We start from the raw sequence: 25,089 nt of genomic DNA on the forward strand, positions 1-25,089 counted from the left end.
AAATCGTGATCCGTTCAGTCTTGTTCGTGGTCGAAATTGTCGGCAGCGGCACCGGCCACTGTGACGATGTGGGTGTCCAGCGTCAGCCGGTGCTCCATGCGGTCCTTCTTGGTCTGCAGGTAGCGGATGTTCTGGTCGCGGGAGGGCACCTCGGTGGGAACCATCTCCACAACCTTCACGCCGGCCTTGGCCAGCCTGTTCTGCTTGTCGGGGTTGTTGCTCAGCAGCCGCACCTCATGCAGCCCCATCTCGGCGAGGATCTGGGCGGCAGCCTTGTAGCAGCGGGCATCTACCGGGAGTCCCAACTGCTCGTTCGCTTCAACGGTGTCGAAGCCTGCCTCCTGGAGGGCGTATGCCTTGATCTTGTTGGCCAGCCCGATCCCCCGGCCCTCCTGCCCGCGCAGGTACAGCAGGGTTCCCCCGTACTCTTCGATCATCTCCAGGGCGAAGGCCAGCTGTTCGCCGCAGTCGCAGCGGTACGAACCGAAGACATCGCCGGTGAGGCATTCGGAGTGCAACCGGACCAGCGGGGCCTTTCCGTCCCTGGGCGGGTTGGGTGAACTCACGGCGAGGTGCTCGGCGCCGGTCTCCAGATCGGTCCAGGCCTGCGCCACGAAGTCACCGAATGCTGTGGGCAGCTGCACAATGGGACCGCCGCTGACGGGATGCGGGACCTTGCCGTTGGCCGACTGCCCGGGCCGGTGGCCGTTGCCGGAATGCCCATGGTCCTGGCCGTTGCCGGAATGTCCGGGCCGATGGCCGTTGCCGGACTGCCGGTGGTCATGGCCGTTCTGGTGACTGTCGCCGGGTCCTCCGGTTGCCGTCATCGTTTCTCCTCTTCTCCGCCCGGGCGTAGTGCCTGGGTTCCACTCTCCGCGGTAGCCGCAGGCCCTGCTTCAAGGTAGGCCACCAGATCTTCGATCGAGATCAGTGGGCACCCGTGTTCGGCAGCAAAAGTCCGCAGCCCGTCCAGGCGCATCATTTCACCGTCGTCGTACACAACCTCCGCGATCACGCCCACGGGCTCAAGGCCGGCGAGCCGGCAGAGGTCCACTGCGGCCTCGGTATGGCCGGGGCGTTCCCGCACTCCCCCCTTAACGGCCCGCAGCGGGAAAATATGCCCGGGCCGGGTTACGGACGCCGGCCCGGCCCCGGGATCTGCAAGGACGCGGGCGGTCAGCGCCCGGTCCGTGGCTGAGATGCCGGTGCTCACGCCGACGGCGGCGTCGCAGGAAACGGTATAGGCGGTGCCCTTGGCGTCCTGGTTGACGGCCACCATGGGGGGCAGCGCCAGGGCGTCCGCACGGTCAGCGGACAGCGGGACGCAGATGACGCCGGAGCTGTATCGGATGGTCCAACCCATCAGGGCCGGAGTGGCGTGCTGCGCCGCGAAGATGATGTCGCCTTCGTTTTCGCGGTCCTCGTTGTCCACCACCAGCACCGGCCTTCCCTGCGCCATGGCTCGTACCGCCTCCTCGACGGGATCAAGCCGCAGCACAGGATCAAGCTTCAACTCGGCCCCGGGGGCCGGTTCGAGCCTGGTTACGCCGCTCATTGGATGCCTCCGGCAGCGGCGGCACCTGCATCCACGCTGCCCCGAAGGGTGCTGAACGAGAGAAGGCGCTCGGTGTATTTGGCAAGGACATCGACTTCGAGGTTGACCCGGGCGCCGGTGGATTTCGCGCCCAGGCCTGTTTCGGCCAGCGTGGTGGGAATGAGGCCCACTTCGAACCACGGCTCCGCTTCCGCGGCCGGGCTGACTGCCGTCACGGTCAGCGAGACGCCGTCGATCGCGATTGACCCTTTCTCCGCGACGTAGCGGGCCAGGTTGTTCGGCAAGCCGAAGCGGAGCCGTTCCCAGTTGCCTGAGGCCTCACGTTCCAGGAGCCGGCCCACGCCGTCGACGTGTCCCTGGACAACGTGCCCATCCAGCCGTCCGCCGGCCGGGACGCACCGCTCAAGGTTGACGGAGTCGCCGGCGGCGAGTTCGCCGATGGTGCTGCGGACCAGGGTTTCACCCATCACGTCCACGCTGAAGTCCTTACCGTCGATTTCAGTGGCAGTCAGGCACACGCCGTTCACCGCGATCGATCCGCCCAGGGCCAGGCCCTCGCTGGTGCCTGGCGCGTGCAGCCTGACGGTGGCGCTGATATCGCCATCCCGTTCAACAGACAGCACCTGTCCCTGTTCGGCAATAATTCCGGTAAACATCAGTAGCCTCCCATGGCTGTTTCCGCGCCGGAGCGGGAAGGTTGTGGTTCCAAAGGTTGAGTTGTCTGGGGGCGCAGGTGGAGTTTCAGGTCCCGGCCCAGGGTCCTGACCGAACCGCCGTCGGACTGGTCCCACTCCCACTGCTGGGCGTCCGCCAAGGTGGTGATCCCCAGTCCGTCAAGGGCGGGGGTACCGGAACCCAGCAGGGTGGGAGCCAGGTACACGATGAGTTCATCCACAAGCCGCGCGGCGAGGAAGGCGCTGAGGATGCGCGATCCGCCTTCCACCATGAGGTGGCGGACGCCTGCCGCGTACAGCAGCGTGAGCGCTTCGCGCGGGTCACGGGTGGGCAGATGAAGCACCCGCCCGTCCTCGCCCCGGACTGCTGCGTCCGGCGGAATGTCCCGCAGCCCCATGACTGCCCGCAGCGGCTGCCTGCCTGCCGTGGCCCCGGATGCGTCGCGGGCGGTGAGCCGCGGGTTGTCTACCAGGACTGTCTGGGTGCCCACGAGGATGGCATCGATCCGTGCCCTGAGCCCGTGGTTATCCGCGAGGGATTCCGGGCTGGAAATCCATTGGCTGGTCCCGTCGTCCGCGGCGATCCGGCTGTCCAGGGTTTGCGCTATGTGCAATGTCACGAACGGCCGTTTCGCCGCTACTGCCAGGAACCAGTCACGGTTCAGCTCCAGGGCTTCGCCGGCCGCAAGTCCGCTGCGGACCTTCACGCCGGCTTCCCGAAGGGTCGCTGCGCCGCCGGCGGCAGGGTCGTGTGGATCGTCCACGGCATAGATGACGTCTGTGATTCCGGCTGCGATGATGGCCTGCGCGCACGGTCCCGTCCGGCCGACGTGGTTGCACGGTTCGAGCGTCACGAGCATGGTGGAGCCACGCAGGTCGAGCCCTGCGGCAGCGGCTTGGGCAATCGCGTCGGCTTCCGCATGGGCGGTGCCGGCGCCGCGGTGGTAACCGGTCACCAACTGCCTGCCGCTGGGATCGACGACGACGGCGCCCACCAGCGGGTTTGCTCCCCGCGGCCCGCGGAGGGCGGCTTCCAGGGCCGCATCCATCGCCGTGGTCTCTGCCCTGCTGAAAGCCGTTACGACGTTGCTCATCGGGCAGCCGCCGGCCCGGTGAAGTCTGATTCCGCTTCAGCGGCAATCCTGGCATCTAAGAGCCATCGCAAAGGGTTCATGCCTCTGAGTCGTTCCTTCCCTCTAGAACCGCGATGGCTCCGGGGGTATACGACAGCAGAAGGCCGCGGCATCATAGGACGCCGCAGATACAGCTGTACGTGCTTCTCTCATCCAGACTTTAACTGTCGGTACCGGAATTTCACCGGTTCAACCGTCCGCCGGGTCCTTCTTCCTTGTGGAGAAAGGCACCGGCTCGCGGGTCGCGGACTGTCACCGCCGGTTCGGACTTACACCGACCCCGGAGCACGTATTGTGTGTTGCTATTCTGCCACAACCCCGGGGTGCCCCTTTCTATTCCACCGACCCCGTGCGTAACTTTTGGCTGCCTGCCTTGCGCAGTCTGTCAATCGCGCCGGCAGGGTCCGCCGCCCCGTAAACGGCCGAGCCCGCAACAAAGACATTCGCCCCCGCTTCCGCTGCACGGACGATGGTCTCCTCGGTGATGCCGCCGTCAACCTGGATGGCAACGTTGATCCCCGAGCCTTCGATGGCCGCCCTGGCCCTGCGGATCTTCGGCAGCGTCAGGTCCAGGAATGACTGGCCGCCGAAGCCCGGCTCCACGGTCATGATGAGCAGCATGTCCAGCTCGGACAGCATGTCCAGGTAGGGCTCCACAGCTGTTCCCGGCCTCAGTGCCATACCCGCCTTGGATCCGCGCGCCCGCAGCTCCCTCGCCAGCTTGACGGGAGCGATGGAGGCCTCGGCATGGAAGGTCACGGAGGCCAGTCCGGCGTCGGCGAATCCTGGGGCCCAGCGGTCGGCATCGGCGATCATCAGGTGCGCATCCAGCGGCACGGGGCTGACAGCCTGGATCCGCTGGACCACGGGCAGGCCAATAGTCAGGTTGGGAACAAAATGGTTGTCCATCACGTCCACGTGCACTGCATCGGCATTGCTGATCCGCTGCAGTTCGGCTTCGAGATTAACGAAGTCGGCGGAGAGGATGCTGGGGTTAATGCAGCATTCAGTCATGGGGAACCTTTCACTGGGTCAGCGGGTACGTCCTGGTGCATCCGGACCAAACCTGAATCCGGCATTTTTCACATCGGATCCGGATCAGATTTTCTTGCGGATGAGGGCAAGGAACATGCCATCCGTTGAGTGGATATGCGGCCAGAGCTGGGCTGTGGACTCGTGGCCTGCACCCAGATTGCCCGTGAGGCTCACACTGTCCAGCGCGGCGCCGGCATCCAGCAGCTCAAGGTCGTCCCGCTTTCGGAGGACGTCAGACACCACGGCCGTTGTCTCGGCCGGGTGGGGCGAGCAGGTCACATAGGCCACCACTCCCCCGGGACGGACAGCGTCAATGGCAGACCTGAGCAGGTCGCGCTGCAGCGGCCCAAGATCCGCCAGGTCCTTGGGTGTGCGGCGCCAGCGGGACTCCGGGCGGCGCCGGAGCGCGCCGAGGCCGCTGCAGGGCACATCCACGAGGACACGGTCGAAGGACTTCGGCTGCTCGGAGCCCACGTCACGGCCGTCTCCCGTCCTGACGCGCCACACATTCCTCGGCACGGCAGACAGGGCCTGGCTGACAAGCTTCGCCCGGTGCGGTGCAGGTTCGTTGGCGAGCAGGGTTGCCCCTGAGGCGTTTGCCAGGGCGCCGAGCAAGGCTGCCTTGCCGCCTGGCCCCGCGCACAGGTCCAGCCATGCCTCTTCCGTGGTCCCGCCTCCCTGGCCGGACGCAGGGCGGGGCCCAAGATCAACTGCCGCCATCGCCCGGGCCACCAGCTGGGACCCGACGTCCTGGACGCGAGTACTGCCTTCACGCACGGACGCTAAACGGCCCAGGTCTCCGCCGCTTGATAGCGCGGACCCTTCGACGAGCTCGCCTGGGGTGGCGCCGTTTTCCAGGGCCTCGTCAAGGCTCCCGAGGCCGGGCAGCGCGACGAGGTTGACTACCGGTGCCGCGTTGTCAGCTTCCAGCAGATCGTTGATTTCAGCGGCGGAGCGCCCGTGCGCCACCAGCGACTGGCGCATGGCCCGGACTATCCATTCGGGATGGGCGTAACGGACGGAGGCAACTTTGGTCTCGTCGGTTTCCCCGGAGACCAGCAGTTCAAGCCATTCTTCAAGGCTGTGGGCTGTGACCTTGCGAAGGACTGCGTTGATGAGGGCGGAGGGGCCGGCACCAATCACGGCCCGCGCCAGGCCGACGGTCTGGTCCAGGGCCGCATGGGCCGGGACGCGCATGGCAAGCAGCTGATGCGTTCCGATGCGCAGGGCGTCGAGGATGGCCGGGTCAAGCTGGTCCAGTGGCCTGTCGACGCAGCGCGCCAGGATGGCGTCGTACGTCCCCTGGCTTCGAAGCGCCCCGTAGCTGAGTTCGGTGGCGAATCCGGCGTCGCGTTTGTCCAGCCCGTGATGACGGATCCGGGCCGGGAGCACCAGGTTGGCGTATGCATCCTCGGCGGCCACCGCACGCAGGACTTCGAAGGCTACCAGCCGGGCGGGATCCGCCCGCCGGGTGCGCTGGGAGGGTGCATTGCCGGTAAAGCTTCGCTGCGCGCTTCGGTTCCGTTCCCGGCCCTGCGCGTTGCGCTGGCTGCCGTCCCGCTTGCCCCCGCCGCCACGGCCACCGGTGCCGCCGCTTGCAGCGCCACCTCTGCCGCGGCCGCCTGGATTCCCGCCGGACGACTCGCTCATTCGAACACCACGCTTTCAAGTGAAGCCATGCCGCGCGCCCAATCAGCCGCGGCCATCATCTTTTTTCCCGACGGCTGGATCCGCGTCAGCTCTACAGCGTGGGATCCGGTGCCTACCAGGACGCTCTTGCCGTCGAGGGCCAGCGCACCCGGGCTCAGGTGGCCGATGTCCGGCCGAAGACGCACGGGTTCGAGCTTCACGCGCTGCGAATCCAGCAAAGTCCAGGCGCCGGGCTCGGGCGTGACCCCGCGGGCGCGCCGTCCAATTGCCAGCGCCGGCTGGCTCCAGTCGATCCTGCCGTCGTCGAGGGTCAGCTTCGGCGCCAGGGAAACGTCCCCCTGCTGGGGCTGTGGAACTGCCTTCCCTGCGTCCACCGCCGACAGTGTCTGGGCCAGGAGTGCTGCCCCGCTGCGGGAGAGCCGCTCGAGTAGTACGCCTGCCGTGTCATCCGGACCCACGCGCTCCGTCAGCGTCCCAAAGACGGGTCCGGTATCCAAACCTTCCTCCAGCTGGAAGGTGACGGCCCCGGTGATGTCGTCGCCGGCCATCACCGCACGCTGCACGGGCGCTGCCCCTCGCCAGGCGGGGAGGAGTGAAAAGTGCAGGTTGATCCAGCCATGCCGGGGAATTTCAAGGGCCGGACGGGGTATCAGTCCGCCGTAGGCCACGATAGCTGCGACGTCCGGATTGATGGCGGCGATCCTGGCTGTCACGGCGTCATCGACCCGGGCGGCGTGGATCACCCCGATGCCGAGTTCCTCCGCCCGCGCGGCAACGGGCGACGGCGTCAGCACCCTTTTCCGGCCGATCGGCGCATCCGGCCGGGTCAGGACGCCCACAACGTTGAAGCCTGCCTGGACAAGGGCGTCGAGCGACGGGACCGCAACGGCAGGGGTGCCGGCGAAAAGAACCCTCATGTGGCGGTTCCGCCCGGGGAACCAAAGCTCGTTCCACCAAAACTGGAGCCGACCGTTTTGGCGCGTTTCGCCGTCGTGCGTTCAGCGACGGCGTCATAGCGGCCGTTGCGGATGGACCGCAAGGCTGTCTTCCGGTCCTCACCCTCCAGCCGGTCCGTGAACAGGATGCCGTCCAGGTGGTCCGTCTCGTGCTGGAAACAGCGCGCCAGCAGCCCTTCGGCCTCCACGGACACCGGCTGGCCGTTCACGTCGACACCGGTAGCGCGCGTGGCGCGGAAGCGGCGGACCGGAAACCCGAGCCCCGGGATGGAAAGGCAGCCCTCAACCAGGTCAGGCTGGTAGTCCTCGCTGTTTTCCAGGACCGGGTTGATGATGTGGCCTTCGACGCCGCCGATCCGGTAGGTAAAGACCCGCTGGCTGACGCCAATCTGGGGGGCGGCCAGGCCGGCACCGTCCACATCCTCCATGGTTTCGGTCATGTCTGCGACGAGCTTGGCCAGCTCCGGCCCGAATTCCGTCACGGGATCGGCAACTGTGCGGAGCACAGGATCCCCGATGATGCGGATATTCAGAATGGCCATGTGCAGTCTTTCCTCACGGTGGACGGTAAAGGGAACCAATCCAGTTTAGGTGCAGGTACTTCCGAACGGGGACTGCAGCTACGCGGTCCGGACCTGCGCGGATGCCGGCGGAGCGATGGGAAGCAGGGCCGAGCCTGCGCTGATGGTGTCTGCCGAGAGTTCCCAGACCCGCCGCAGTGCACAGAATTTCCACCAGTGGTGTTTGAGGACTTCGGGGTTGGCGCGGACGGGACGGACCTCGGTCTCCCCGATGGCCACCGCCAGCAGAACCGGGCTCTCCCCGTACTTCCAGGATTCCCACTCACCCGCGACGGCGTCCACGAGGCTTTCTTCCGCCTTCATGCCGGCGACCAGTTGCATGACCACCTTGTCATCGAGCGGTTTCACGGTGCCGTCCCGGGTGGTGCCCTTGGTCTTGTAGTCGATGAGGCAGATCCGCCCGTTGATGCGCGCCACTAAATCCAGGGTCCCGGCGTAGCCAACGGACTTGTTCCAGACGGTGATCTCCGGGGCGATGGGCTCCACCCCGAACAGCTCCCACCATTCATCAAACCGGACGGCGAAGGCCTCCTCCCCGTTGGCCGCCAGGGCCTCACGGGTTTCCTTCATGGTGTGGGGGCGGCCCAGCGCGCGGAGCGCAACCTGTTCGCAGTAGTTATGGACGCGGTCGCCACGCTTGGCGGCCTCATCGCGGTACGTCTCGGCCGCCTTGGCCGCGCGGTTGACGGCCTGCCGGATCTTGGCAGGACTGCCCAGGCAGTCTGCGAGCAGGGGATCCTTTGCCAGGCTGCTGGCGCCCATGTACCCGAACCAACCGTCCAGCCCGTGCGGCTGCTGGCCGATGACGGTGGTGATCGAAGGAACGGAGAACTGCTCGGACGTGGAGCGCGCATACATGCGGCCGTACTCCGTGGCGTGGGCGAGAAGTGGATCAGTCATACCAAAGACTCTTTCACAAGGGACTGACAGAATGGCCGGGCACAAAAAAGGTCCGCTTCCGCCTGGTGTCAGCGGAAACGGACCGGTTCCTCGGTGGGCGATACTGGGTTCGAACCAGTGACCTCTTCGGTGTGAACGAAGCGCGCTACCACTGCGCCAATCGCCCCGATGCATTTGAATGCTAGCCCACGCTGCGCGGTTTCGGAAATCGGCAATTCATCCCCGAGGAATTACACCTGTGTAATTCTCAAAAATGCCTAGATTGCACGGATCCGGGGGCATCGCTTGAGCCGAACCGGCGGGGATTTGGAGAATCCTTGAACCTCCTATAGAGTTCTTACTCGTTGGAACGCGAGGAAATGCCCTGAACGGCATGGAATCCGACTCCAAATGCGGACGTAGCTCAGCTGGTAGAGCACCACCTTGCCAAGGTGGATGTCGCGAGTTCGAATCTCGTCGTCCGCTCGCAGGACACTGTCACGGCAAAAGTTCTTCGGAACCGACGCTTACACGGTGGGTTGGCCGAGAGGCGAGGCAGCGGCCTGCAAAGCCGTATACACGGGTTCGAATCCCGTACCCACCTCGGTGAAAACCATGGTTTCCGGTTAATCCGGATGGCAATGGGCGATTGGCGCAGCGGTAGCGCGCTTCCCTGACACGGAAGAGGTCACTGGTTCGATCCCAGTATCGCCCACCAAGCGAGGAAACTTGCTTCATGCAGTTCGTTCAGGCCAGGCCGGAACGCACTCATACGCGGACGTAGCTCAGCTGGTAGAGCACCACCTTGCCAAGGTGGATGTCGCGAGTTCGAATCTCGTCGTCCGCTCTCGATGACAACCCAATTGACCGGACTTCCGGTTCCGGGCGATTGGCGCAGCGGTAGCGCGCTTCCCTGACACGGAAGAGGTCACTGGTTCGATCCCAGTATCGCCCACAGCAAGCAGCCCCCGGGGCTGCTTTTTTCTTGCCCTTTTTTCTTGCGCTTTTTGCGGCGGCGGCGCTACCAATGGCCCGCAGGGCTCTTGACAGATTTTGTCAAACCATCTTGGCACGCTGCTGCCACAGGGCTAGGATCGGTTGCGGAGGAGCGAACTGGCTCCGCGATTGAAAGGAGGTGCTCGTGGGACTAATTGGCGATCTTAAGGGCAAGGCTCAGGGTCTTATCCATGGCAACGAGCAAGCCATCAAGGACGGCATCAGCAAGGCCGGCGATTTCGTCGACTCGAAGACAGGCGGCAAATACGCCGGTCACGTGGACAAAATCCAGGATGGCGCTTCCAAGTTCGTTGACCAAAACGACGGAACACCAGGTGAGGCACCTGCCAGCGAGCAGGCTCCGCCGGTCAACCCGGTACCACCTGTTGACAAGGCTCCGTAAGAAGGATTCGGCCAGGGCATTGCCCTAGCACGTCAAGGGGGTGCGGGTCCCGCCGGGAGGCGGCACCTGCACCTTTGGCGTTTAAACCCTGATAAGTGACCCTTTTTCCCGCGGCCTTTACGTCGGGCGTGGCCTACGTGTTGCTGGCACTTCTCTCGGCAGTCCTGGTAGCGGTGGTAACCGCCGCTCCCCCGGGGATGCTGGAAGCTGTTGCAGGCCTTGCCCTGATCGGAACGCTGGCGGCTTCGGCATCCTCGGCCCTGGCGGTTGCTGAGGAGAGGACCGCCGCGTCAGTGGCTTTCCTCCTCGCGGCGTCCGGGCTCAGCTTTGCCGGGATCGGTGCCGCGTTCTGGGCACTCGCAGCAGGCCTGCTGGTGCGGTGGATTTTCAAGGACCGCAAACCATCACTCTGAAGTGGGTCCCGCCGTCGTGGGGCACTTTGGATCGCCAAACCCGGGAAGCAGGCCGAGACGGCGGCGTGTCCGTGTCGAAGTGCCCGATTTGGCCGGCTTACCTGCCGGCCGCTACGAGGGTTCGTGGTTCTGGCCCTCCCGGGCCAGCGCGGTAAGCCGCGAAACTGCCCGGTAGTACTTCTTCGAGTAACCGCCGTGCATCATTTCGTCGGTGAAGAGCTGGTCGAACGGGACTCCGCTGGCCAGGATCGGAACGTCCTTGTCGTAGAGCCGGTCAGCGAGCACCACGAAACGCAGCGCCACGGCCTGTTCGGTGATTGTTTCGACGTTGCGCCACACCACACCGTCGATGCCTTCAATGAGCTTGCGATAGCGGCTGGGGTGCACGCCCGCCAGGTGGCCGATCAATGTACTGAATTCGTCCTGCGCCACCGTGTGGCCGTCGAACTCGGCCTTCATCTGGGCTGCCAGCTGGCTGTTCTTGAGCGGAGCCGGAGCGGCGGGAAGCCCGCGGTGGCGGAAGTCCTCACCGTCAATCCTGATGACGTCGAACTGGTCCGCCAGCACCTGGATCTCCCGCTGGAAATCGACGGCGGCAAAGCGTCCGTCGCCCAGCGAGCCGGGCAGGGTGTTGGACGTGGCGGCCAGCTTGACTCCGGCGTCGGCCAGTTCCCGCATGAGCCTGGACATCAGCACCGTATCGCCGGGATCATCCAGCTCAAACTCGTCAATGCATACCAGCTTGTAGTTGCTGAGGGCTTCCACTGTTTTGCGGAAGGATAACGCTCCCACCAGGTTGGTGTATTCAACAAACGTGCCGAAGGCCTTGGGGCCCGGGGCCGCGTGCCAGAGCGAGGCCAGCAGGTGGGTCTTGCCGACGCCGAACCCGCCGTCAAGGTACATGCCTGCCCGGGAGGTGTCCTTCTTGGCAAAGAGCCTCTTGAACAGGCCGGCTCCGTCACTGGCGCCCACTCCCCCGGCAAAACCCTCCAGTGCTTTCACGGCAGCCGACTGACTGGGCTGTTTAGGGTCCGGCCGGTAGCTGGCAAAGGAGACCTTGCCGAACCTCGGCGACGGGTAGAAACCCTTGAGGAGCTCGTCCACCGAAACTGCCGGAGTGCGGGCGGCAAGCTGTTCGATCTGTACCAAGGGTGGTCCGTTCTGCTGGTGAGCTGTCCACTGAAAGAATACCGGCAACCAGGCAGCTGTCCCCGGCCACAGCGCCCCTGGCCGCACGAGCGTGACCAAGGACATATTTCCCTCTATTAACAGGAGGGGCGAAATCGCTGACTGCCGTGGCTAGTGTTGGAGCAGGTTTCCAAAATCTTCTGCACGTCCGCTCTACTTTTTATCAGTGAAAGGCCATCACCATGTCCTACCCGATTGAACAGAACGAGAAATTCGCCGCCTACGCCCGCCCTGAGCGGCTGGTTTCCACCGAATGGCTCGCCGCAGCCCTTGAAAGCGGCGCGGTGGCTGACGGAAAACTCGTGGTGGTCGAGTCCGATGAGGACGTCCTGCTGTACGAGACGGGCCACATTCCCGGATCCGTCAAGATCGACTGGCACACCGACCTTAACGATGAGGTTACCCGCGATTACATTGACGGGCGCGCCTTTGCCGCCCTCGCTGCGTCCAAGGGCATTTCCCGCGACAGCACCGTGGTCATCTATGGCGACAAGTCCAACTGGTGGGCCGCCTACGCACTCTGGGTTTTCACACTTTTCGGGCACGAGGATGTCCGCCTTCTCGACGGCGGCCGGGACAAATGGATCGCCGAGGGCCGCGAACTGACCACGGAGACCTCCACCCCGGCGGCTGGCGAGTACCCGGTAGTGGAACGCAATGACACGCCCATCCGCGCCTTCAAGGAAGACGTGCTGGCCCACCTGGGCAAGCCGCTCATCGATGTCCGCTCCCCTGAGGAGTACACCGGCCAGCGCACCCACATGCCTGCCTACCCGGAAGAAGGCGCCCTCCGCGGCGGCCACATTCCGACGGCGGCTTCCATCCCCTGGGCACGCGCTGCCGCCGCGGATGGAACGTACCGCAGCCGCGAGGATCTGGAAGCCCTCTACCTTGGCGAAGCGGGCCTCACCGAAGGCGACGATGTTGTGGCTTACTGCCGTATCGGTGAGCGTTCCAGCCACACCTGGTTTGCGCTCAAGTACCTTCTGGGCTTTGACAGCGTCCGCAACTATGACGGTTCCTGGACCGAGTGGGGCAACGCCGTGCGCGTCCCCATCGTGAAGGGCGCGGAGCGCGGAACGGTCCCTTCAGCCAACTAGGCCGCCGAAGGTGCGAGGACCCCTGCCTGAAAATTGCGTAAGCTGGAGGAGATGACTACACATGCCCTGCCCGCCGCCTTGGCGGAAATCGTCGATGACTTCCAGGCCCTGACCGAACCGGAGCGGCTTCAGCTGCTGCTGGAGTTCTCGCGCGAACTGCCGGAACTGCCTGACAGGCTGAAGAACCACCCCGAGCTCCTGGAGCAGGTGGTGGAATGCCAGTCGCCGCTGTTCCTGACCATCGAGATGGAAAAGGACGAGGCCGGAGCGGCTGACACCGTACGGCTGTTTTTCAAAGCTCCCCCGGAAGCCCCCACGACCCGCGGCTTCGCGGGAGTCCTCCTCGAGGGGCTCGACGGGCTGACCGCCGAGGAGATCCTGGCGGTCCCTGATGACATGCCGGAACTGCTGGGCCTGACCCGCGCCATCACTCCTTTGCGGATGCGGGGCATGACGGCCATGCTGGGGCGGATCAAGCGTAAGGTTGCCGCCAACGCGCGGCTTCGGTCCAAAACAGCTGCACCCTAAACCTTTTCGGGTGGGACGCAAAAGCAGTTCACAGGGAACACCGGCAACAGCGGCGCTGGCCGCGGCCGGTGTTCCTTTTGTGCTGCATCCGTACGTCCATGACCCCTCCGCGGCCAGCTACGGAGCCGAAGCCGCTGAAGCCCTGGGAATTGACCCGGAAAAGGTCTTCAAGACCCTGATGGTGGAAGTGGAGGGGCGGCTGGCAGTGGGCGTGGTGCCGGTGAGTGGAAGCCTTGACCTGAAAGCATTCGCTGCTGCCTTGGGCGCCAAGAAGGCATCCATGGCCGACCCGGCAGTTGCTGAACGGCGTACCGGCTACGTCCTTGGCGGGATCTCCCCGCTGGGCCAGCGCCAAACCTCCCCCACCGTGATAGACGGCAGCGCCCTCGCGCTGGAGACCATGCTGGTTTCAGGCGGAAAGCGCGGGTTGGACATCGAGGTGGCGCCGGCAGACCTGCTGCGGCTGACCGACGGCATCACAGCCCCCATCGGGACGCCTAAGTAGCAGCCTTTCCGGGGTAGGACTGACCCGGATTGATCCGGGGTACCAGTTGTTGGCGGAGCCATGCCTTGACCAGCCGCTCCCAGCGCGCAGGATCCACATTCCATTCCTTCGTGTGCCGGGCGTGATGGAAGGTTTCGAAGGTCACCATTTCCGGGTTCCGCTCGGCGAGGGTCGCTGACGGGCCATAGGGCACATATTCGTCGTCAACGCTGTGCAGGATCAGGGTGGGGGTCCGGAGTTCCACAGCCCGAGAGACCCAGTCCATGGCTTTCAGGTCCACGGGTGCTGCCAGACCCGTGAGCCTGCGGCCCAGAGGGTGGCCCAGCATCAACTGGCCGTACCTTCCCACCAGGGACGGGATCCTGTTCAGCTCCGCGTGATGGGCCAGCACGTTCACCCAGTTGATGACGGGGGCGTCCAGGACCATGGCCCGGATCAGCTGGCGGTAGCGTGACAGGTCCGCTGTCTGCAGGCAGATGGCGCCTCCCATGGACCAGCCGAAGAGGACAATTTCCTCCGCACCGTTAGCCAGCGCATAGGTGATGGCTGCTTCCACGTCACGCCACTCGGTCGACCCGAGCCCGTAACGGCCGTCGTCCGCCGACGGTGCCAGCCCGTCGTTGCGGTAGGAGACCAGGAGGCTGGTCAGCCCGAGTTCAAGCGCCGGACCCACAGCCCTCAACGCCTCCTGGCGGCTGGCTCCGCGGCCGTGGACCATCACAGCCCAGGTTCGGGATTGTCCGCCCGCCCGTACCAGCCAGGCAGGTGCCTGGCCGCCGTCGACCTCGATCAGGACGTCCTCTGCCGGGAGGCCGACGGCGGCCGGGTCGGGGTAGACCGCGCCGCTCCACCAGCCACGGTGGGCGGTGCTGAGGTCACCGCTGTAGACGGCCTCCACTTCGCGGAGGACCGTGCGTTCGGCCGGAGCATAGGAGACGATCCGTCCGATCCTGGCGTGCCCTTTGCCGCCGTCAAAGAAGAGGCCGTAAACGCCCTCGACGGTGGTGTCCTCGTTTGCAGCCAGAATGACCTGCTGGCGGGCGCCGTCCCGGATCACGGCCAGCACTTCCTGGTTCGATATCCGCTGCCGGGCGGGAGTGATGACGCGGCGGGCAAAGTACAGGGCCAGGGCTGAGGAACCTGTGGCAAGCAGGCCGGCCAGGGCGCCACCGCCTATGACACTGCCGATGGCCCACTTCGCGCGCATCGACATCCCGGTGCCCGGAAGGGGCGGGCTTGCCGCCGGGGGCGTTGCGGTTCGCGGAAAAGATGACATGGTTCCATTCTTACCGCCGCAAGCTTCCAAGCCATATTCCGCGCGGCGTGCCGCGCCGGAGTCAATGGATGCAGGTGCCTGGGCACAGGACTAGGCTGATGCCATGAGCGACCCAATCGTCATCCTGACCGAAGAACCGCTTGGAGCGGACGACCGCCTGAACATCGAACGCCTGGTGGACGGGGCGGACACCCGCCTTGTGCTCCTCGTTCCGGCCAATACAGAGCGGCACCTGGTGGTGGATTTCCTGGAAAATCTCTCCATGCTGGATGTGGCCAAGGCTTTCCGCGAGCTGACCGCCCATACGCCGGATCCTGCTGCCGAGCGGGCGGAGGCCGCCGAGACGCTGGCTGTCTCGCTCGATGCCCTTGAGGGCCTGGGCGGCGGAGTCACCGGCGAGGTGGTGGAGGGCGGGGCCGTCAGCGGCCTGGTAGCGAAGGTCAAGGAGCTGGGCGCAGCCCAGGCAGTCGTCATCACCCGTCCCCATGCGGTAGCCGACACCTTCCACACTGACTGGGCCAACAAGGCCCAGGACCAGCTTGGCCTGCCGGTCCTCCATCTCTATGCCGGTTCGGGATTTATCGGCGACTCGTGAGCGTTGAAAGACTATGAGCATCTTTGGAAACAACATTTTCGGCAACAAGGCCGCCGGGTCCATTCCTGCAGTGGGGAACGCGGACCGTCCGGAGGCCGAAAAGCAGAAATCGGATGCCGAGTGGCGGCAGGAACTGACGCCAGAGGAATACCATGTGCTCCGCGAGGCCGGCACCGAGCGCCCCTTCACCGGCGAGTACTGGGACACCCACACGGCCGGCGTCTACCAATGCCGGGCCTGCGGCGCTGAGCTGTTCACCAGCAACGAAAAGTTCGATTCGCATTGCGGCTGGCCGTCCTTCTGGGCACCGCTCGCCGAGGGGACCGTGCGCTACATCCACGACCGGACCCTTGGAATGGAAAGAGTGGAGGTCCGGTGTGCAAATTGCGACTCGCACCTGGGCCACGTCTTTGACGGCGAAGGCTATGGAACCCCCACTGACCAGCGGTACTGCATTAACTCGGTTTCGCTCAGGCTGGTTCCCCGCGAGGTTGAGGAAGACTCCGCAACGGCTTCCTGATAGGGCGGCAGGCTCTCTGGAACTGGATCTGGAATGCCGTTCCCGGCATCCGAGACAAAGAGCTCCTTATCCTATGACCGTTTTGGAGTTAGGAGATCTTTCTGGTTGCTACGCTCGCCTTAGAGTCACAGCGAATCAGAAAGGCCTCCGATGACCGAGACCATACTTAGTGCCCCTACCAGGATTTCGGCGGAACATCCGTACTGGATCAGGCTGAAGGCTGCCGCAACAGCGCTCCAGGCCCTCCAGGTCCAGGACGGTTCCGTTCCCGGGGCCACCGACCAGGCCGAAGCCGCTGTCCAGGTCCAGGCGATCGTCGAGTCCCTCGGTGGACTGGCTCCGCTCTTCCCGCATGACGAGGTTTATCTTGCGGCAGTGGCAGGCGATTTTGCGGCGTGGGCTGAGCGCGGCTTCGGGATCCCGGATTTCCTGTCCTCGCTCGTGGCATTCCAGCCACAGCAGCAGCGCCAGGACGGGCTGCAGCATGTGGTCATTTTCCCCATGTACACCCAGAACGGCAGCAGCAGCAGGCTCGTGGAAGCTGTTCTGATCGAAGTGATCTGGCCTGATTTCATTGCCGGGCTGGAAGCCGGAGAGTATTCCAACAAACTCTTCGTGCCCATCCGCTTCTTGGATTTCACGCCGGGGTACAACACCAACTCCGCAGTGCTGTTCCCGGAAACGGTGAGCGTCAGGGAAACACCGTCCTTCACATGGGGCGCCATTTTTGCGGACCGCGAGGCGGCCCGCTTCCGCCGGGTTCTGCGTGCGGCAGCGGAGATCACCGCGCTGGAGCTTCCCGCCGGCGCCGCGGAGCTGCTGGAGAACCAGGAACTGACCGAGGCCACGTTTGTGATGTGGGACCTGATCCATGACCGGACCCACATGCGCGGCGACCTGCCGTTCGATCCGTTCATGATCAAGCAGCGGATGCCGTTCTTCCTGTATTCACTGGAGGAACTCCGCTGCGACCTCACCGCCTTCAGGGAGTCCGTCCGGATCGAAAAGGACGACGACGCCGAACCCGAGGCCCGCCGTCACGCCGGGCTGGTCCAGTACGCCATCATTTTTGACCGGATTTTCCGCTTCTCCATCACCGGCAGCCGGGTGCGCAACTACGACGGGCTGGGCGGCCAGCTGCTCTTCGCATGGCTGCACCAGCACCGCGTCCTGCACTGGACCGACAGCCGTCTCAGCATCGACTGGGAGCACGTGGCCGAGGCAGTGATCGCCCTGGGAGCGAGCATTGACGAGCTGTACTGGCGCTCCATCGACCGGCCCAAAACAGCCCACTGGCTCGCCGCCTACCAGCTGATTTCCGCTACCGTCACACCCCACCCGGCATCGGCATGGGCCAAGGGCGCTGAAGCACTGCCGCTCTCCGGTCCTCCCCGCGGCCTGACGGACCGTGTGCTGGACGACGAATTCCCCCTGTCCATGTTCTTTGAGGCTTTGGAGAAGAAAATGCGCCCGGTCATCGAATCCACCGCCGGGATCACCGGCAGGTCAGCACTGTGAGTCCGGCACTGTGAGCGAAACACGGGCCATGGACGGCATCCCGGTCCTGAACGTCCTGGTCACCGGGGGCAGCGGAGAGTCGGGAATTGCTGTGGCAGGGGCCCTCCGGGAAGCAGGGTTCCGGATCTTCACTGTGGGCTCGGACCAGTCCCGCATCGAGGCGGCGGCCGCACGGACCGGCGAGGGCGTCACTCCCCTCGTCTGCGACCTCGCCAGCCTTGCCGATGTCCGGGCCCTCAGGGACAGCCTTGCCGGCAGCGGCACCACCATCGATGCGGTCATCCACCTGGTGGGAGGCTGGCGCGGAGCAAAGGGAATCCCTGACCAGAGCGACTCCGACTGGGAGTTCCTGGAGCGGGGAGCCATCACCACCCTGCGGAACGTGTCCCGAGTGTTCTACACGGACCTTGCCGATTCCGTTTGCGGGAGATTTGCCATGGTCTCCTCGACGGCAGTGGGAAAACCCACCGCCGCGGCGGCCAGCTACGCGGCGGCGAAGGCCGCAGCCGAGGCATGGACCATGGCAATGGCTGAAGGCTTCAGCCGCACCGAGTCCAGCGCCGCCGTCGTACTCGTGGTGAAGGCGCTTGTGGATGAGACGATGCGGAAGCGGCACCCGGAACGGACTTTTCCGGGCGCCACCGACGTCCGGGACCTGGCCGCCGCCGTCGTCGGCCTGTTCAGCAGTCCGGCAGCCGGGCTGAACGGCGAGCGCCTGCTGCTGACCCCCTGACCTCCCTAGACTGAAAGCGTGAGCAAAGCAATGACAACCGCAATAAACACAGCCGGAGCACTTGCCGATCTCTCCGCGGTCCGGCTCCATGACGCAGCCGTCCGGGGGTTCGCCTCGGACAACTACTCCGGCGTCCACCCTGAGGTCCTGGCGGCACTGGCGGCAGCGAACGGGGGCCACCAGGTCTCTTACGGCGAGGACGACTACACCGCACGCCTCCAGCAACTGATGGAGGAACACTTCGGATCAGGCATCGAGTGCTTCCCGGTGTTCAACGGGACGGGCGCCAACGTCCTGTCCCTGCAGTCCCTGCTTCCGCGCTGGGGTGCCGTGGTGTGTGCGTCCACTGCCCACATCAACATGGACGAGAACGGCGCCCCCGAGCGGATCGGCGGAATCAAGCTCCTCAGCGTCCCCACGCCTGACGGCAAACTGACACCCGACCTCATTGACCGCGAGGCGTGGGGATGGGGTGATGAGCACCGCGCCCAGCCATTGGCCGTCTCGATTACCCAGACCACCGAACTGGGCACGTGCTACACGCCTGAGGAGGTGCGCGCCATTGCGGACCATGTCCATGCCAAGGGCATGAAGCTCCACATGGACGGTGCCCGGCTGGCCAATGCCGCGGCGCACCTGCAAGTGCCGCTGAGGGCTTTCACGCGCGACGCCGGTGTGGACATCCTGTCCTTCGGCGGCACCAAGAACGGACTGCTTTTCGGCGAAGTGGTTGTGGCTCTCAACCCCGAAGCGGCCTCCGGCCTGGTGTACCTGCGGAAGATGAACATGCAGCTCGCTTCCAAGATGCGGTTTCTTTCAGCCCAGTTCATCGCGCTGCTGGAGGGCGGCCTGTGGCTCCGTTCGGCGTCCCACGCCAACGCCATGGCCACCCGACTCCGCGCGGCCGTGGACACGATCGACGGCGTGGAGCCCACGCAGAAGACGGAATCCAACGGCGTGTTTGCCGTCCTCCCCAAGGGCGTGGCAGACAGGCTGCGGGAGTCCTTCCGCTTCTACGACTGGGATGAGGCGGCGCGGGAAGTCCGCTGGATGTGTTCCTTCGACACGAGTGAGGACGATATTGATGCTTTTGTTGCCGCGATCCGCCGGGAGATGGCTGCCCACCATGCAGCCAAAACGGCCAGTTAGCATGGACGCTTTGACGGCGAGCCTGCGCTCCCGCCCCGCTGCGGTTGCGTAACCTGCGAAGGTGAACGCACTCGCCCAGGTTCCCCCGGAGTTTCTGCACGCTTTGGGAACCCTCAGGAAAGCCCGGTGCCGCGGTGAACTGCACCTGGCGGAAATTCCGGCTCCGGCACGGCTGGCGCCGTACGCGGTGGCGCTCGGTGCCGAAGTCATGGCGCCCGGCCCCGGCAGTGCGCCCACTCCAGTTCACGGCCCGGCAGCCATGGCGCTTGCCGCTGCCTCCGGAACAGACGACGACGGCGACACCGAGCTGGCCACGGGCCGTTTCATCCTGCTCCATGATCCAGACGGTTCCGCCGTCTGGGACGGCGAGTTCCGCATCGTGACCTATATCCGTGCGCAGCTGGAACCGGAAATGGGCAACGACGAAATGCTCGGCACGGTGGCATGGACGTGGCTCGTGGAGGCGCTCGAGAACCACAAGGCCCCCTACCGGGCGGCGGGCGGCACGGCCACGAGGGTCCTCTCCGAGAGCTTCGGAACCCTGGCCGACAGGCCGGCGTCGATCGACATCGAACTGCGCGCCTCCTGGACGCCCGCGTCGTCGGATGTCACAGCACATCTGGAAGCGTGGTCGGACATGGTGTGTACGTTCGCCGGGCTCCCTCCGCTTCCCGACGGCGTGTCCGCCCTTCCGCGCCGCCGGAACTAAAAGCAGCCTGACACTCCGTTGTCGGTAAACTGAAGACACCATGACCCCTCACATTCCGGATAACACCACAGCCGGCGCTCCGGCTGCTGAAACCACTACCCACATCACGGTGGAGGGCTTCGACAGCCCCATCCCCCAAATCATTGACCTCGATGCACCCCGCGACGGCGTGCCTCTTGTCATCCAGACGCAGTCCGGGCTGGAGAGATGCGCAGCCGCCATCGCCGCCGGAACAGGGCCGGCCGGGGTGGACGCCGAGCGCGCCTCAGGTTTCCGCTATGGCCAGCGCGCCTTCCTGGTCCAGATCCGCCGCGAAGGCGCCGGAACCTGGCTGATCGACCCTGAGCCCTTCGAGGACCTGGCAATCATCAACGATGCGCTCAAGGGAGTGGAGTGGATCCTGCACGCGGCCAGCCAGGACCTGCCCTGCCTCTTGGAGCTGGGCATGTGGCCGGACAAACTGTTTGACACCGAATTGGCCGCCAGGCTCGCAGGCCTGCCGCGCGTCGGCCTGGCCGCCGTCATTGAACAGCTGCTGGGATTCGGCCTGGCCAAGGAACATTCAGCCGCCGACTGGTCCACCCGCCCCCTGCCGGAGCCCTGGCTGCGCTACGCCGCGCTGGACGTGGAAGTCCTGACCGAACTGCGCGAAGAACTCATCGAACTGCTGGAGGCGGACGGCAAGCTGGAGTTCGCAGAGCAGGAGTTCGCCGCCATCCTGGCAGCCGGCGTGGCCCCTCCCCGGATTGATCCCTGGCGCAAGACGTCGGGCCTCCACCAGATCCGGGACCGCCGGCAGCTGGCAGCCGTCCGCGAGATGTGGCTGGAGCGCGATTCCCTCGCCCAGAAGCGGGACGTGGCTCCGGGAAGGCTCATTCCCGATTCCTCCCTGGTGGCCGCCGCCAAAGTCATGCCGTCTACTGTGCCCCAACTGCTGGGCACCAAGGGCTTCCACGGCCGGGCGGCGCAGCGCGAGGCACCACGCTGGCTGCGCTGCATCGCCACAGCAAGGGACCTTGAGGACCTTCCTCCGCTGCACCTGCCCACCAACGCGCCTCCCCCGCCCCGCGTCTGGGCGGACCGTGATCCCGAGGCGGCCGCACGGCTCGCAACTGCCCGGCCCATCCTGCAGGAAAAGGCCGAGCAGCTGAACCTGCCCCTGGAGAACCTCCTCACCCCGGACTACTTGAGGCGGGTGGCCTGGCGACCGCCTGCAGAGATCAGCGAAGCTGCCGTGGCGGGCGACCTTCGTGCACTCGGTGCCCGTGAGTGGCAGGTCGGGATCGTCGCCCCGCTCATCACGCAGGCGTTCCTGAATCCCCAGCCGCTGCCGCCCAAGGAGCCCCGTGAGCCCAAGGCGGCAGCGGTGGTGGCTAGCGACTGAAATCGAAGCGCGGCCAGCCGGCCTTAGCACCCTCATCCCGGACAAAAACGCGAGACCTTGCACGCTAAGTTACTGACGAGTAACATTGCGTTCACTGCCGTCCGGATCATTGCTGCCCTTGGCCGCTGACCGGCGCCAACGTCTCGATGAGGAGTTACACGTGACCCAACCCCACAGCAGCGGAATACACAGCAGCGGAAACCAGCGCACTGTCCGCGACGTCGTTTTTGTCGACGGCGTCCGCACGCCGTTCGGCCGGGCCGGGGAAAAAGGCATCTACGCCGGAACCCGCGCCGATGACCTGATGGTCAAGTGCATCCGCGAACTCCTGCGCCGCAACCCGTCGTTGCCCCCCGCGCGGATCGACGAAGTAGCCGTGGCCGCCACCACCCAGACCGGCGACCAGGGCCTGACCCTGGGACGCACCGCCGCCCTGCTGGCCGGGCTCCCCCGCACCGTTCCGGGATTTGCGATCGACCGCATGTGCGCCGGAGCCATGACTGCCGTCACCACCACGGCCAGCGGAATCGGATTCGGAGCCTACGACGTCGTCATTGCCGGCGGCGTGGAACATATGGGCAACCACCCGATGGGTTCGGGAGCCGACCCCAATCCGCGCTTCATGTCCGAGCGCCTGGTAGACCCTGCCGCGCTGAACATGGGAAACACGGCCGAGAACCTGCATGACCGTTTTCCGGACATCACCAAGGAACGCGCGGACGCATACGCCGTCGCCTCGCAGGACAAACTGGCCGCGGCCTACGGCAAAGGGCAGATCCAGCCGGACCTCGTCCCGGTAGCCACCCTCAAGCCGGGGCAGGGCTGGACTCTGAATACCGTGGACGAGCCGCCCCGTCCCGGCACCAGCCTGGAGGATCTCGCCGCCCTTCGTACTCCCTTCCGTGCCCATGGCCGGGTCACTGCCGGCAACGCCGCAGGCCTGAACGACGGCGCCACGGCAGCCGTACTCGCCTCCTCTGAAGCCGCGGCCGAGCTGGGGCTTCCCGTCAAGATGCGGCTGGTCAGCTACGCGTACGCAGGCGTCGAACCCGAGGTGATGGGAATCGGCCCCGTGCCCGCCACCGAGAAGGCCCTGAAAAATGCAGGCCTGGGAATCGAGGACATCGGCCTGTTCGAAATCAACGAAGCCTTCGCCGTGCAGGTGCTGAGCTTCCTGGACCACTTCGGCATTCCCGACGACGATCCGCGCGTCAACCGGTACGGTGGCGCCATTGCCGTGGGCCACCCGCTGGCGTCCTCCGGCGTACGGCTGATGAACCAGCTGGCCCGGCAGTTCGAAGAGGATCCCTCGGTGCGGTACGGCATCACCACCATGTGCATCGGCCTCGGCATGGGGGCAACAGTCATTTGGGAAAACCCGCACCACCCCGGCTACGGCACCACCACCGGGTCCATTACTGAATCAGCCACAGAAGGAGCCGCAGCATGAGCGCCGCAGACTTCAACAAGCTCGCCGGACTCTTCCCTGACGAGACCGTGACCCACTCCTACGTCCAGGACATCCAACTCCCGGCCCCTAAGGGAAAGCCCAGTCCCGGCGTTTTCGCCCTGATCACGCTGGACAACGGCCTGGACCACTCCAAGCCCACCACTCTGGGTCCGAATACGCTGGTTGAGCTCGGCACCGTATTGGAACGCCTGAGGGAACGCGCCGCACGCGGGGAAATCGTGGGCGTGGGCGTCACCGGCAAGCCGTATTACCTGGTGGCGGGCGCGGACCTCTCAGCCGTAAAGTCGCTGGACAACCGGGAGCACGGGCTCTGGATGGCCCAACTCGGCCATGACGTATACGCCACACTGGCCAACCTCGGGGTGCCCAGCTTTGCCTTCATCAACGGCGTGGCCCTGGGCGGCGGCCTGGAGATCGCCTTGCAGTCCACCTTCCGGACTGTATCGACCGGGGCCGGCGCGCTGGGGCTGCCGGAGGCTTTCATCGGCCTGGTCCCCGGCTGGGGCGGGGTTTACATCCTGCCGCGGCTGATCGGTCCGGAGAATGCCGTCCGGGTGATGATCGAAAACCCGCTGACAAACAACCGCACCCTGACCGGACCGCAGGCATTCGACCTGGGCATTGCCGATGCCGTGTTCGAACCTGCAGACTTCGTCGAGCAGTCCCTGGCCTGGGCCGCGAAAGTCATCTCCGGCGACGTGGTGCCCGAGCGGCCCAACGCCGTCGATCCTTCCCTGCCCGCCGCCGCAGAACGCTGGGCCGGCGCAATCGCGGCCGGGCGCGCCTTCGTGGAAGCCAAGACGTCCAATGCGTCGCCGGCGCCGGCCAAGGTCCTGGACATCCTCGAAGCTAATCGCACCATGACGCAGGCTGAATCAAGGGAGCTCGAGTGCGAGACCCTCGCCGGACTGATGCAGACGGACGAATTCCGCGCCACCGTCTACGCCTTCCTGGACCTCGTGCAAAAGCGGTCCAAGCGGCCCGCCGGCGCTCCTGACCGGAAGCTTGCCCGCCCCGTGACGAAGGTGGGAGTGGTTGGCGCCGGGCTGATGGCCAGCCAACTGGCCCTCCTGTTCGCCCGGCAGCTCAAGGTGCCGGTGGTTATGACTGACATCGACCAGGCGCGCGTGGACAAGGGTGTGGGCTACGTCCAGACAGAGGTGGACAAGCTCCTGGGCAAGAAGCGGATCAGCCAGGATGCCGCCAACCGCACGAGAGCCCTGGTGACGGGTTCGGTCTCCAAGGACGCCTTCGCGGACGCCGACTTTGTGATCGAGGCGGTCTTCGAAGAGCTGAACGTCAAGAAGCAGGTGTTCGCCGAGGTTGAGGCCATCGTGTCCGCTGAATGCATCCTCGCCACCAACACCTCGTCGCTGTCCGTGACGGCCATGGCCGAGGATCTTCAGCATCCGGAACGGCTGGTGGGCTTCCACTTCTTCAACCCGGTGGCAGTCATGCCGCTGCTGGAGATCGTCCGTGCTCCGAAAACGGACGACGCCGTGCTGGCCACCGCCTTTGAGCTGGCCAAGGGACTGAAGAAGACCGGGGTGCTGGTCAAGGATGCTGCCGCCTTTGTCGTCAACAGGATCCTCCTGCGGCTCATGAGTGAAGTCACCGCAGCCTTCGATGAAGGAACCCCCGCCGAGGTCGCGGACAATGCGCTGCGCCCCATGGGCCTGCCCATGACGCCCTTCACCCTGGGCGCCATGGTCGGCCTGCCGGTGGCGCAGCACGTTCAGGAATCTTTGCACGCCGCCTTCGGCGATCGCTTCACGGTCTCCGCCAACCTGCAGAAACTGATCGATAACGGCGTCACTGCCCTGTGGGTGCCTGCCGACGACGGCTCACGGGAGATCCCGGAATCGACGTTGTCGCTCATGTCCTTCGGCACGTCCCCGTCCACCGCCGAGGAGGTGCTCCGACGCACCCAGGACGCCTTGGCCGAGGAAATCGGGCTGATGCTGGATGAAGGCGTAGTGGCGGGGCCCGAGGACATCGACCTCTGCATGATTCTGGGTGCGGGATGGCCGATGTTCCTGGGCGGCATCACGCCCTACCTGGACCGGACGGGGGCGTCCGAGCGCGTTAACGGCAAGCGGTTCCTGCCCCCCGGAGTCGCTTCCCGCGCCTGACCACGA

24 protein-coding genes, 6 tRNA genes, 1 pseudogene and 1 riboswitch are annotated in these 25,089 nt (G+C 65.4%); of the genes and pseudogenes, 19 read left to right on the forward strand and 12 right to left on the reverse strand.

The window, feature by feature from the left end:
* Positions 1-14 precede the first annotated feature (14 nt).
* The 10 genes from ribA to QFZ40_RS11640 form a co-directional block, all read right to left on the reverse strand.
* The gene (gene ribA, locus QFZ40_RS11595; RefSeq protein ID WP_306904516.1) at positions 15-827 is read right to left on the reverse strand and encodes a GTP cyclohydrolase II; all 813 of its coding nucleotides are present in this window, start codon (positions 825-827) and stop codon (positions 15-17) included.
* Complete coding sequence (gene ribB, locus QFZ40_RS11600; protein ID WP_306904517.1) at positions 824-1,555, reverse strand: 3,4-dihydroxy-2-butanone-4-phosphate synthase; 732 nt, start codon at positions 1,553-1,555, stop codon at positions 824-826. Before ribB ends, ribA begins: the two co-directional genes overlap by 4 nt.
* A complete protein-coding gene (locus QFZ40_RS11605) occupies positions 1,552-2,211 on the reverse strand; it encodes a riboflavin synthase (RefSeq protein ID WP_306904518.1) in 660 nt (219 codons plus the stop codon). The genes ribB and QFZ40_RS11605 overlap by 4 nt, the downstream gene beginning before the upstream one ends.
* Positions 2,211-3,323, reverse strand: a complete 1,113-nt coding sequence (ribD, locus tag QFZ40_RS11610; RefSeq protein WP_306904519.1) for a bifunctional diaminohydroxyphosphoribosylaminopyrimidine deaminase/5-amino-6-(5-phosphoribosylamino)uracil reductase RibD — start codon at positions 3,321-3,323, stop codon at positions 2,211-2,213. The genes QFZ40_RS11605 and ribD overlap by 1 nt, the downstream gene beginning before the upstream one ends.
* A gap of 175 nt (positions 3,324-3,498) precedes the next feature.
* Positions 3,499-3,655: riboswitch (FMN riboswitch) on the reverse strand.
* Positions 3,656-3,695: 40 nt separating this feature from the next.
* The gene (rpe, locus tag QFZ40_RS11615; RefSeq protein ID WP_306904520.1) at positions 3,696-4,376 is read right to left on the reverse strand and encodes a ribulose-phosphate 3-epimerase; all 681 of its coding nucleotides are present in this window, start codon (positions 4,374-4,376) and stop codon (positions 3,696-3,698) included.
* Positions 4,377-4,460: 84 nt separating this feature from the next.
* Positions 4,461-6,047, reverse strand: coding sequence for an RsmB/NOP family class I SAM-dependent RNA methyltransferase (locus tag QFZ40_RS11620; RefSeq protein ID WP_306904521.1), 1,587 nt, complete (start codon positions 6,045-6,047; stop codon positions 4,461-4,463).
* Complete coding sequence (fmt, locus tag QFZ40_RS11625) at positions 6,044-6,964, reverse strand: methionyl-tRNA formyltransferase (protein WP_306904522.1); 921 nt, start codon at positions 6,962-6,964, stop codon at positions 6,044-6,046. Before fmt ends, QFZ40_RS11620 begins: the two co-directional genes overlap by 4 nt.
* Positions 6,961-7,545, reverse strand: coding sequence for a peptide deformylase (def, locus tag QFZ40_RS11630; RefSeq protein WP_306904523.1), 585 nt, complete (start codon positions 7,543-7,545; stop codon positions 6,961-6,963). The genes fmt and def overlap by 4 nt, the downstream gene beginning before the upstream one ends.
* Positions 7,546-7,623: 78 nt before the next feature.
* Positions 7,624-8,484, reverse strand: coding sequence for a cytochrome (locus QFZ40_RS11635; RefSeq protein ID WP_306904524.1), 861 nt, complete (start codon positions 8,482-8,484; stop codon positions 7,624-7,626).
* Between the two features lie 94 nt (positions 8,485-8,578).
* Positions 8,579-8,650: transfer RNA gene (locus QFZ40_RS11640), tRNA-Val, on the reverse strand.
* Positions 8,651-8,876: 226 nt separating this feature from the next.
* Between QFZ40_RS11640 and QFZ40_RS11645 the strand changes: the two genes are divergently transcribed.
* The 7 genes and pseudogenes from QFZ40_RS11645 to QFZ40_RS11675 all read left to right on the forward strand — a co-directional run.
* A tRNA-Gly gene (locus tag QFZ40_RS11645) sits at positions 8,877-8,949 on the forward strand.
* 47 nt (positions 8,950-8,996) lie between these two features.
* A tRNA-Cys gene (locus QFZ40_RS11650) sits at positions 8,997-9,067 on the forward strand.
* A gap of 39 nt (positions 9,068-9,106) precedes the next feature.
* Positions 9,107-9,181, forward strand: a tRNA-Val gene (locus QFZ40_RS11655).
* Between the two features lie 56 nt (positions 9,182-9,237).
* A tRNA-Gly gene (locus tag QFZ40_RS11660) sits at positions 9,238-9,310 on the forward strand.
* A 36-nt stretch (positions 9,311-9,346) separates the two neighbouring features.
* Positions 9,347-9,418 (forward strand) — tRNA-Val (locus QFZ40_RS11665).
* A 186-nt stretch (positions 9,419-9,604) separates the two neighbouring features.
* Positions 9,605-9,862 carry an antitoxin gene (locus QFZ40_RS11670; RefSeq protein WP_306904525.1) on the forward strand — a complete coding sequence of 86 codons (258 nt, stop codon included), beginning with the start codon at positions 9,605-9,607 and terminating at the stop codon, positions 9,860-9,862.
* Between the two features lie 110 nt (positions 9,863-9,972).
* Positions 9,973-10,275, forward strand: a pseudogene (locus QFZ40_RS11675) (benzoate/H(+) symporter BenE family transporter); the annotation flags it as partial.
* 111 nt (positions 10,276-10,386) lie between these two features.
* On the opposite strand, the gene zapE reads toward QFZ40_RS11675, so the two are convergent.
* Positions 10,387-11,424: a cell division protein ZapE gene (gene zapE, locus QFZ40_RS11680; protein WP_306904526.1), complete on the reverse strand. Its 1,038-nt coding sequence runs from the start codon at positions 11,422-11,424 to the stop codon at positions 10,387-10,389.
* 221 nt (positions 11,425-11,645) lie between these two features.
* Between zapE and QFZ40_RS11685 the strand changes: the two genes are divergently transcribed.
* The 3 genes from QFZ40_RS11685 to ybaK are packed head-to-tail and all read left to right on the forward strand — an operon-like array spanning position 11,646 to position 13,596.
* Positions 11,646-12,563 (forward strand): sulfurtransferase, encoded by a 918-nt coding sequence (locus tag QFZ40_RS11685; protein WP_306904527.1) that lies wholly within the window; start codon positions 11,646-11,648, stop codon positions 12,561-12,563.
* A 51-nt stretch (positions 12,564-12,614) separates the two neighbouring features.
* Positions 12,615-13,091 (forward strand): SufE family protein, encoded by a 477-nt coding sequence (locus tag QFZ40_RS11690; protein ID WP_306904528.1) that lies wholly within the window; start codon positions 12,615-12,617, stop codon positions 13,089-13,091.
* Between the two features lie 10 nt (positions 13,092-13,101).
* Positions 13,102-13,596 (forward strand): Cys-tRNA(Pro) deacylase, encoded by a 495-nt coding sequence (ybaK, locus tag QFZ40_RS11695; RefSeq protein WP_306904529.1) that lies wholly within the window; start codon positions 13,102-13,104, stop codon positions 13,594-13,596.
* On the opposite strand, the gene QFZ40_RS11700 is transcribed toward ybaK, so the two are convergent.
* Positions 13,589-14,872 (reverse strand): alpha/beta hydrolase family protein, encoded by a 1,284-nt coding sequence (locus QFZ40_RS11700; protein WP_306904531.1) that lies wholly within the window; start codon positions 14,870-14,872, stop codon positions 13,589-13,591. The genes ybaK and QFZ40_RS11700 overlap by 8 nt on opposite strands.
* Positions 14,873-14,975: 103 nt before the next feature.
* Between QFZ40_RS11700 and QFZ40_RS11705 the strand changes: the two genes are divergently transcribed.
* From QFZ40_RS11705 to QFZ40_RS11745, 9 genes are all read left to right on the forward strand, one after another.
* Complete coding sequence (locus QFZ40_RS11705; protein ID WP_306904533.1) at positions 14,976-15,467, forward strand: hypothetical protein; 492 nt, start codon at positions 14,976-14,978, stop codon at positions 15,465-15,467.
* Between the two features lie 13 nt (positions 15,468-15,480).
* Entirely contained in the window at positions 15,481-15,987 is a 507-nt protein-coding gene (gene msrB, locus QFZ40_RS11710; protein WP_306904534.1) for a peptide-methionine (R)-S-oxide reductase MsrB, read from the forward strand.
* 150 nt (positions 15,988-16,137) lie between these two features.
* Positions 16,138-17,505, forward strand: coding sequence for a DUF6421 family protein (locus QFZ40_RS11715; RefSeq protein ID WP_306904535.1), 1,368 nt, complete (start codon positions 16,138-16,140; stop codon positions 17,503-17,505).
* 28 nt (positions 17,506-17,533) lie between these two features.
* Positions 17,534-18,238, forward strand: coding sequence for an SDR family NAD(P)-dependent oxidoreductase (locus tag QFZ40_RS11720; RefSeq protein ID WP_306906903.1), 705 nt, complete (start codon positions 17,534-17,536; stop codon positions 18,236-18,238).
* A gap of 30 nt (positions 18,239-18,268) precedes the next feature.
* A complete protein-coding gene (locus tag QFZ40_RS11725) occupies positions 18,269-19,387 on the forward strand; it encodes a threonine aldolase family protein (protein ID WP_306906904.1) in 1,119 nt (372 codons plus the stop codon).
* 61 nt (positions 19,388-19,448) lie between these two features.
* Complete coding sequence (locus QFZ40_RS11730; RefSeq protein ID WP_306904536.1) at positions 19,449-20,096, forward strand: DUF3000 domain-containing protein; 648 nt, start codon at positions 19,449-19,451, stop codon at positions 20,094-20,096.
* A gap of 40 nt (positions 20,097-20,136) precedes the next feature.
* The gene (locus QFZ40_RS11735) at positions 20,137-21,480 is read left to right on the forward strand and encodes an HRDC domain-containing protein (protein ID WP_306904538.1); all 1,344 of its coding nucleotides are present in this window, start codon (positions 20,137-20,139) and stop codon (positions 21,478-21,480) included.
* Positions 21,481-21,640: 160 nt separating this feature from the next.
* Positions 21,641-22,930: a thiolase family protein gene (locus QFZ40_RS11740; protein WP_306904539.1), complete on the forward strand. Its 1,290-nt coding sequence runs from the start codon at positions 21,641-21,643 to the stop codon at positions 22,928-22,930.
* A complete protein-coding gene (locus tag QFZ40_RS11745; protein ID WP_306904541.1) occupies positions 22,927-25,083 on the forward strand; it encodes a 3-hydroxyacyl-CoA dehydrogenase NAD-binding domain-containing protein in 2,157 nt (718 codons plus the stop codon). The genes QFZ40_RS11740 and QFZ40_RS11745 overlap by 4 nt, the downstream gene beginning before the upstream one ends.
* The last annotated feature ends 6 nt before the right edge of the window (positions 25,084-25,089 follow it).

The organism is Arthrobacter pascens, from assembly GCF_030816475.1.
Taxonomy (GTDB): domain Bacteria; phylum Actinomycetota; class Actinomycetes; order Actinomycetales; family Micrococcaceae; genus Arthrobacter; species Arthrobacter pascens_B.

What these genes read in the sequence shown, in the direction of transcription:
- QFZ40_RS11690 (WP_306904528.1), top strand. Translation starts at nt 12,615, where the DNA reads ATGACTACACATGCCCTGCCCGCCGCCTTGGCGGAAATCGTCGATGAC.
- msrB (WP_306904534.1), top strand. Translation starts at nt 15,481, where the DNA reads ATGAGCATCTTTGGAAACAACATTTTCGGCAACAAGGCCGCCGGGTCC.
- QFZ40_RS11620 (WP_306904521.1), bottom strand. Translation starts at nt 6,047, where the DNA reads ATGAGCGAGTCGTCCGGCGGGAATCCAGGCGGCCGCGGCAGAGGTGGC.
- QFZ40_RS11705 (WP_306904533.1), top strand. Translation starts at nt 14,976, where the DNA reads ATGAGCGACCCAATCGTCATCCTGACCGAAGAACCGCTTGGAGCGGAC.
- QFZ40_RS11700 (WP_306904531.1), bottom strand. Translation starts at nt 14,872, where the DNA reads ATGTCATCTTTTCCGCGAACCGCAACGCCCCCGGCGGCAAGCCCGCCC.
- QFZ40_RS11720 (WP_306906903.1), top strand. Translation starts at nt 17,534, where the DNA reads ATGGACGGCATCCCGGTCCTGAACGTCCTGGTCACCGGGGGCAGCGGA.
- QFZ40_RS11745 (WP_306904541.1), top strand. Translation starts at nt 22,927, where the DNA reads ATGAGCGCCGCAGACTTCAACAAGCTCGCCGGACTCTTCCCTGACGAG.
- ribD (WP_306904519.1), bottom strand. Translation starts at nt 3,323, where the DNA reads ATGAGCAACGTCGTAACGGCTTTCAGCAGGGCAGAGACCACGGCGATG.
- ribB (WP_306904517.1), bottom strand. Translation starts at nt 1,555, where the DNA reads ATGAGCGGCGTAACCAGGCTCGAACCGGCCCCCGGGGCCGAGTTGAAG.
- ribA (WP_306904516.1), bottom strand. Translation starts at nt 827, where the DNA reads ATGACGGCAACCGGAGGACCCGGCGACAGTCACCAGAACGGCCATGAC.
- def (WP_306904523.1), bottom strand. Translation starts at nt 7,545, where the DNA reads ATGGCCATTCTGAATATCCGCATCATCGGGGATCCTGTGCTCCGCACA.
- QFZ40_RS11735 (WP_306904538.1), top strand. Translation starts at nt 20,137, where the DNA reads ATGACCCCTCACATTCCGGATAACACCACAGCCGGCGCTCCGGCTGCT.
- QFZ40_RS11725 (WP_306906904.1), top strand. Translation starts at nt 18,269, where the DNA reads ATGACAACCGCAATAAACACAGCCGGAGCACTTGCCGATCTCTCCGCG.
- QFZ40_RS11605 (WP_306904518.1), bottom strand. Translation starts at nt 2,211, where the DNA reads ATGTTTACCGGAATTATTGCCGAACAGGGACAGGTGCTGTCTGTTGAA.
- QFZ40_RS11685 (WP_306904527.1), top strand. Translation starts at nt 11,646, where the DNA reads ATGTCCTACCCGATTGAACAGAACGAGAAATTCGCCGCCTACGCCCGC.
- rpe (WP_306904520.1), bottom strand. Translation starts at nt 4,376, where the DNA reads ATGACTGAATGCTGCATTAACCCCAGCATCCTCTCCGCCGACTTCGTT.
- QFZ40_RS11635 (WP_306904524.1), bottom strand. Translation starts at nt 8,484, where the DNA reads ATGACTGATCCACTTCTCGCCCACGCCACGGAGTACGGCCGCATGTAT.
- fmt (WP_306904522.1), bottom strand. Translation starts at nt 6,964, where the DNA reads ATGAGGGTTCTTTTCGCCGGCACCCCTGCCGTTGCGGTCCCGTCGCTC.
- QFZ40_RS11715 (WP_306904535.1), top strand. Translation starts at nt 16,138, where the DNA reads ATGACCGAGACCATACTTAGTGCCCCTACCAGGATTTCGGCGGAACAT.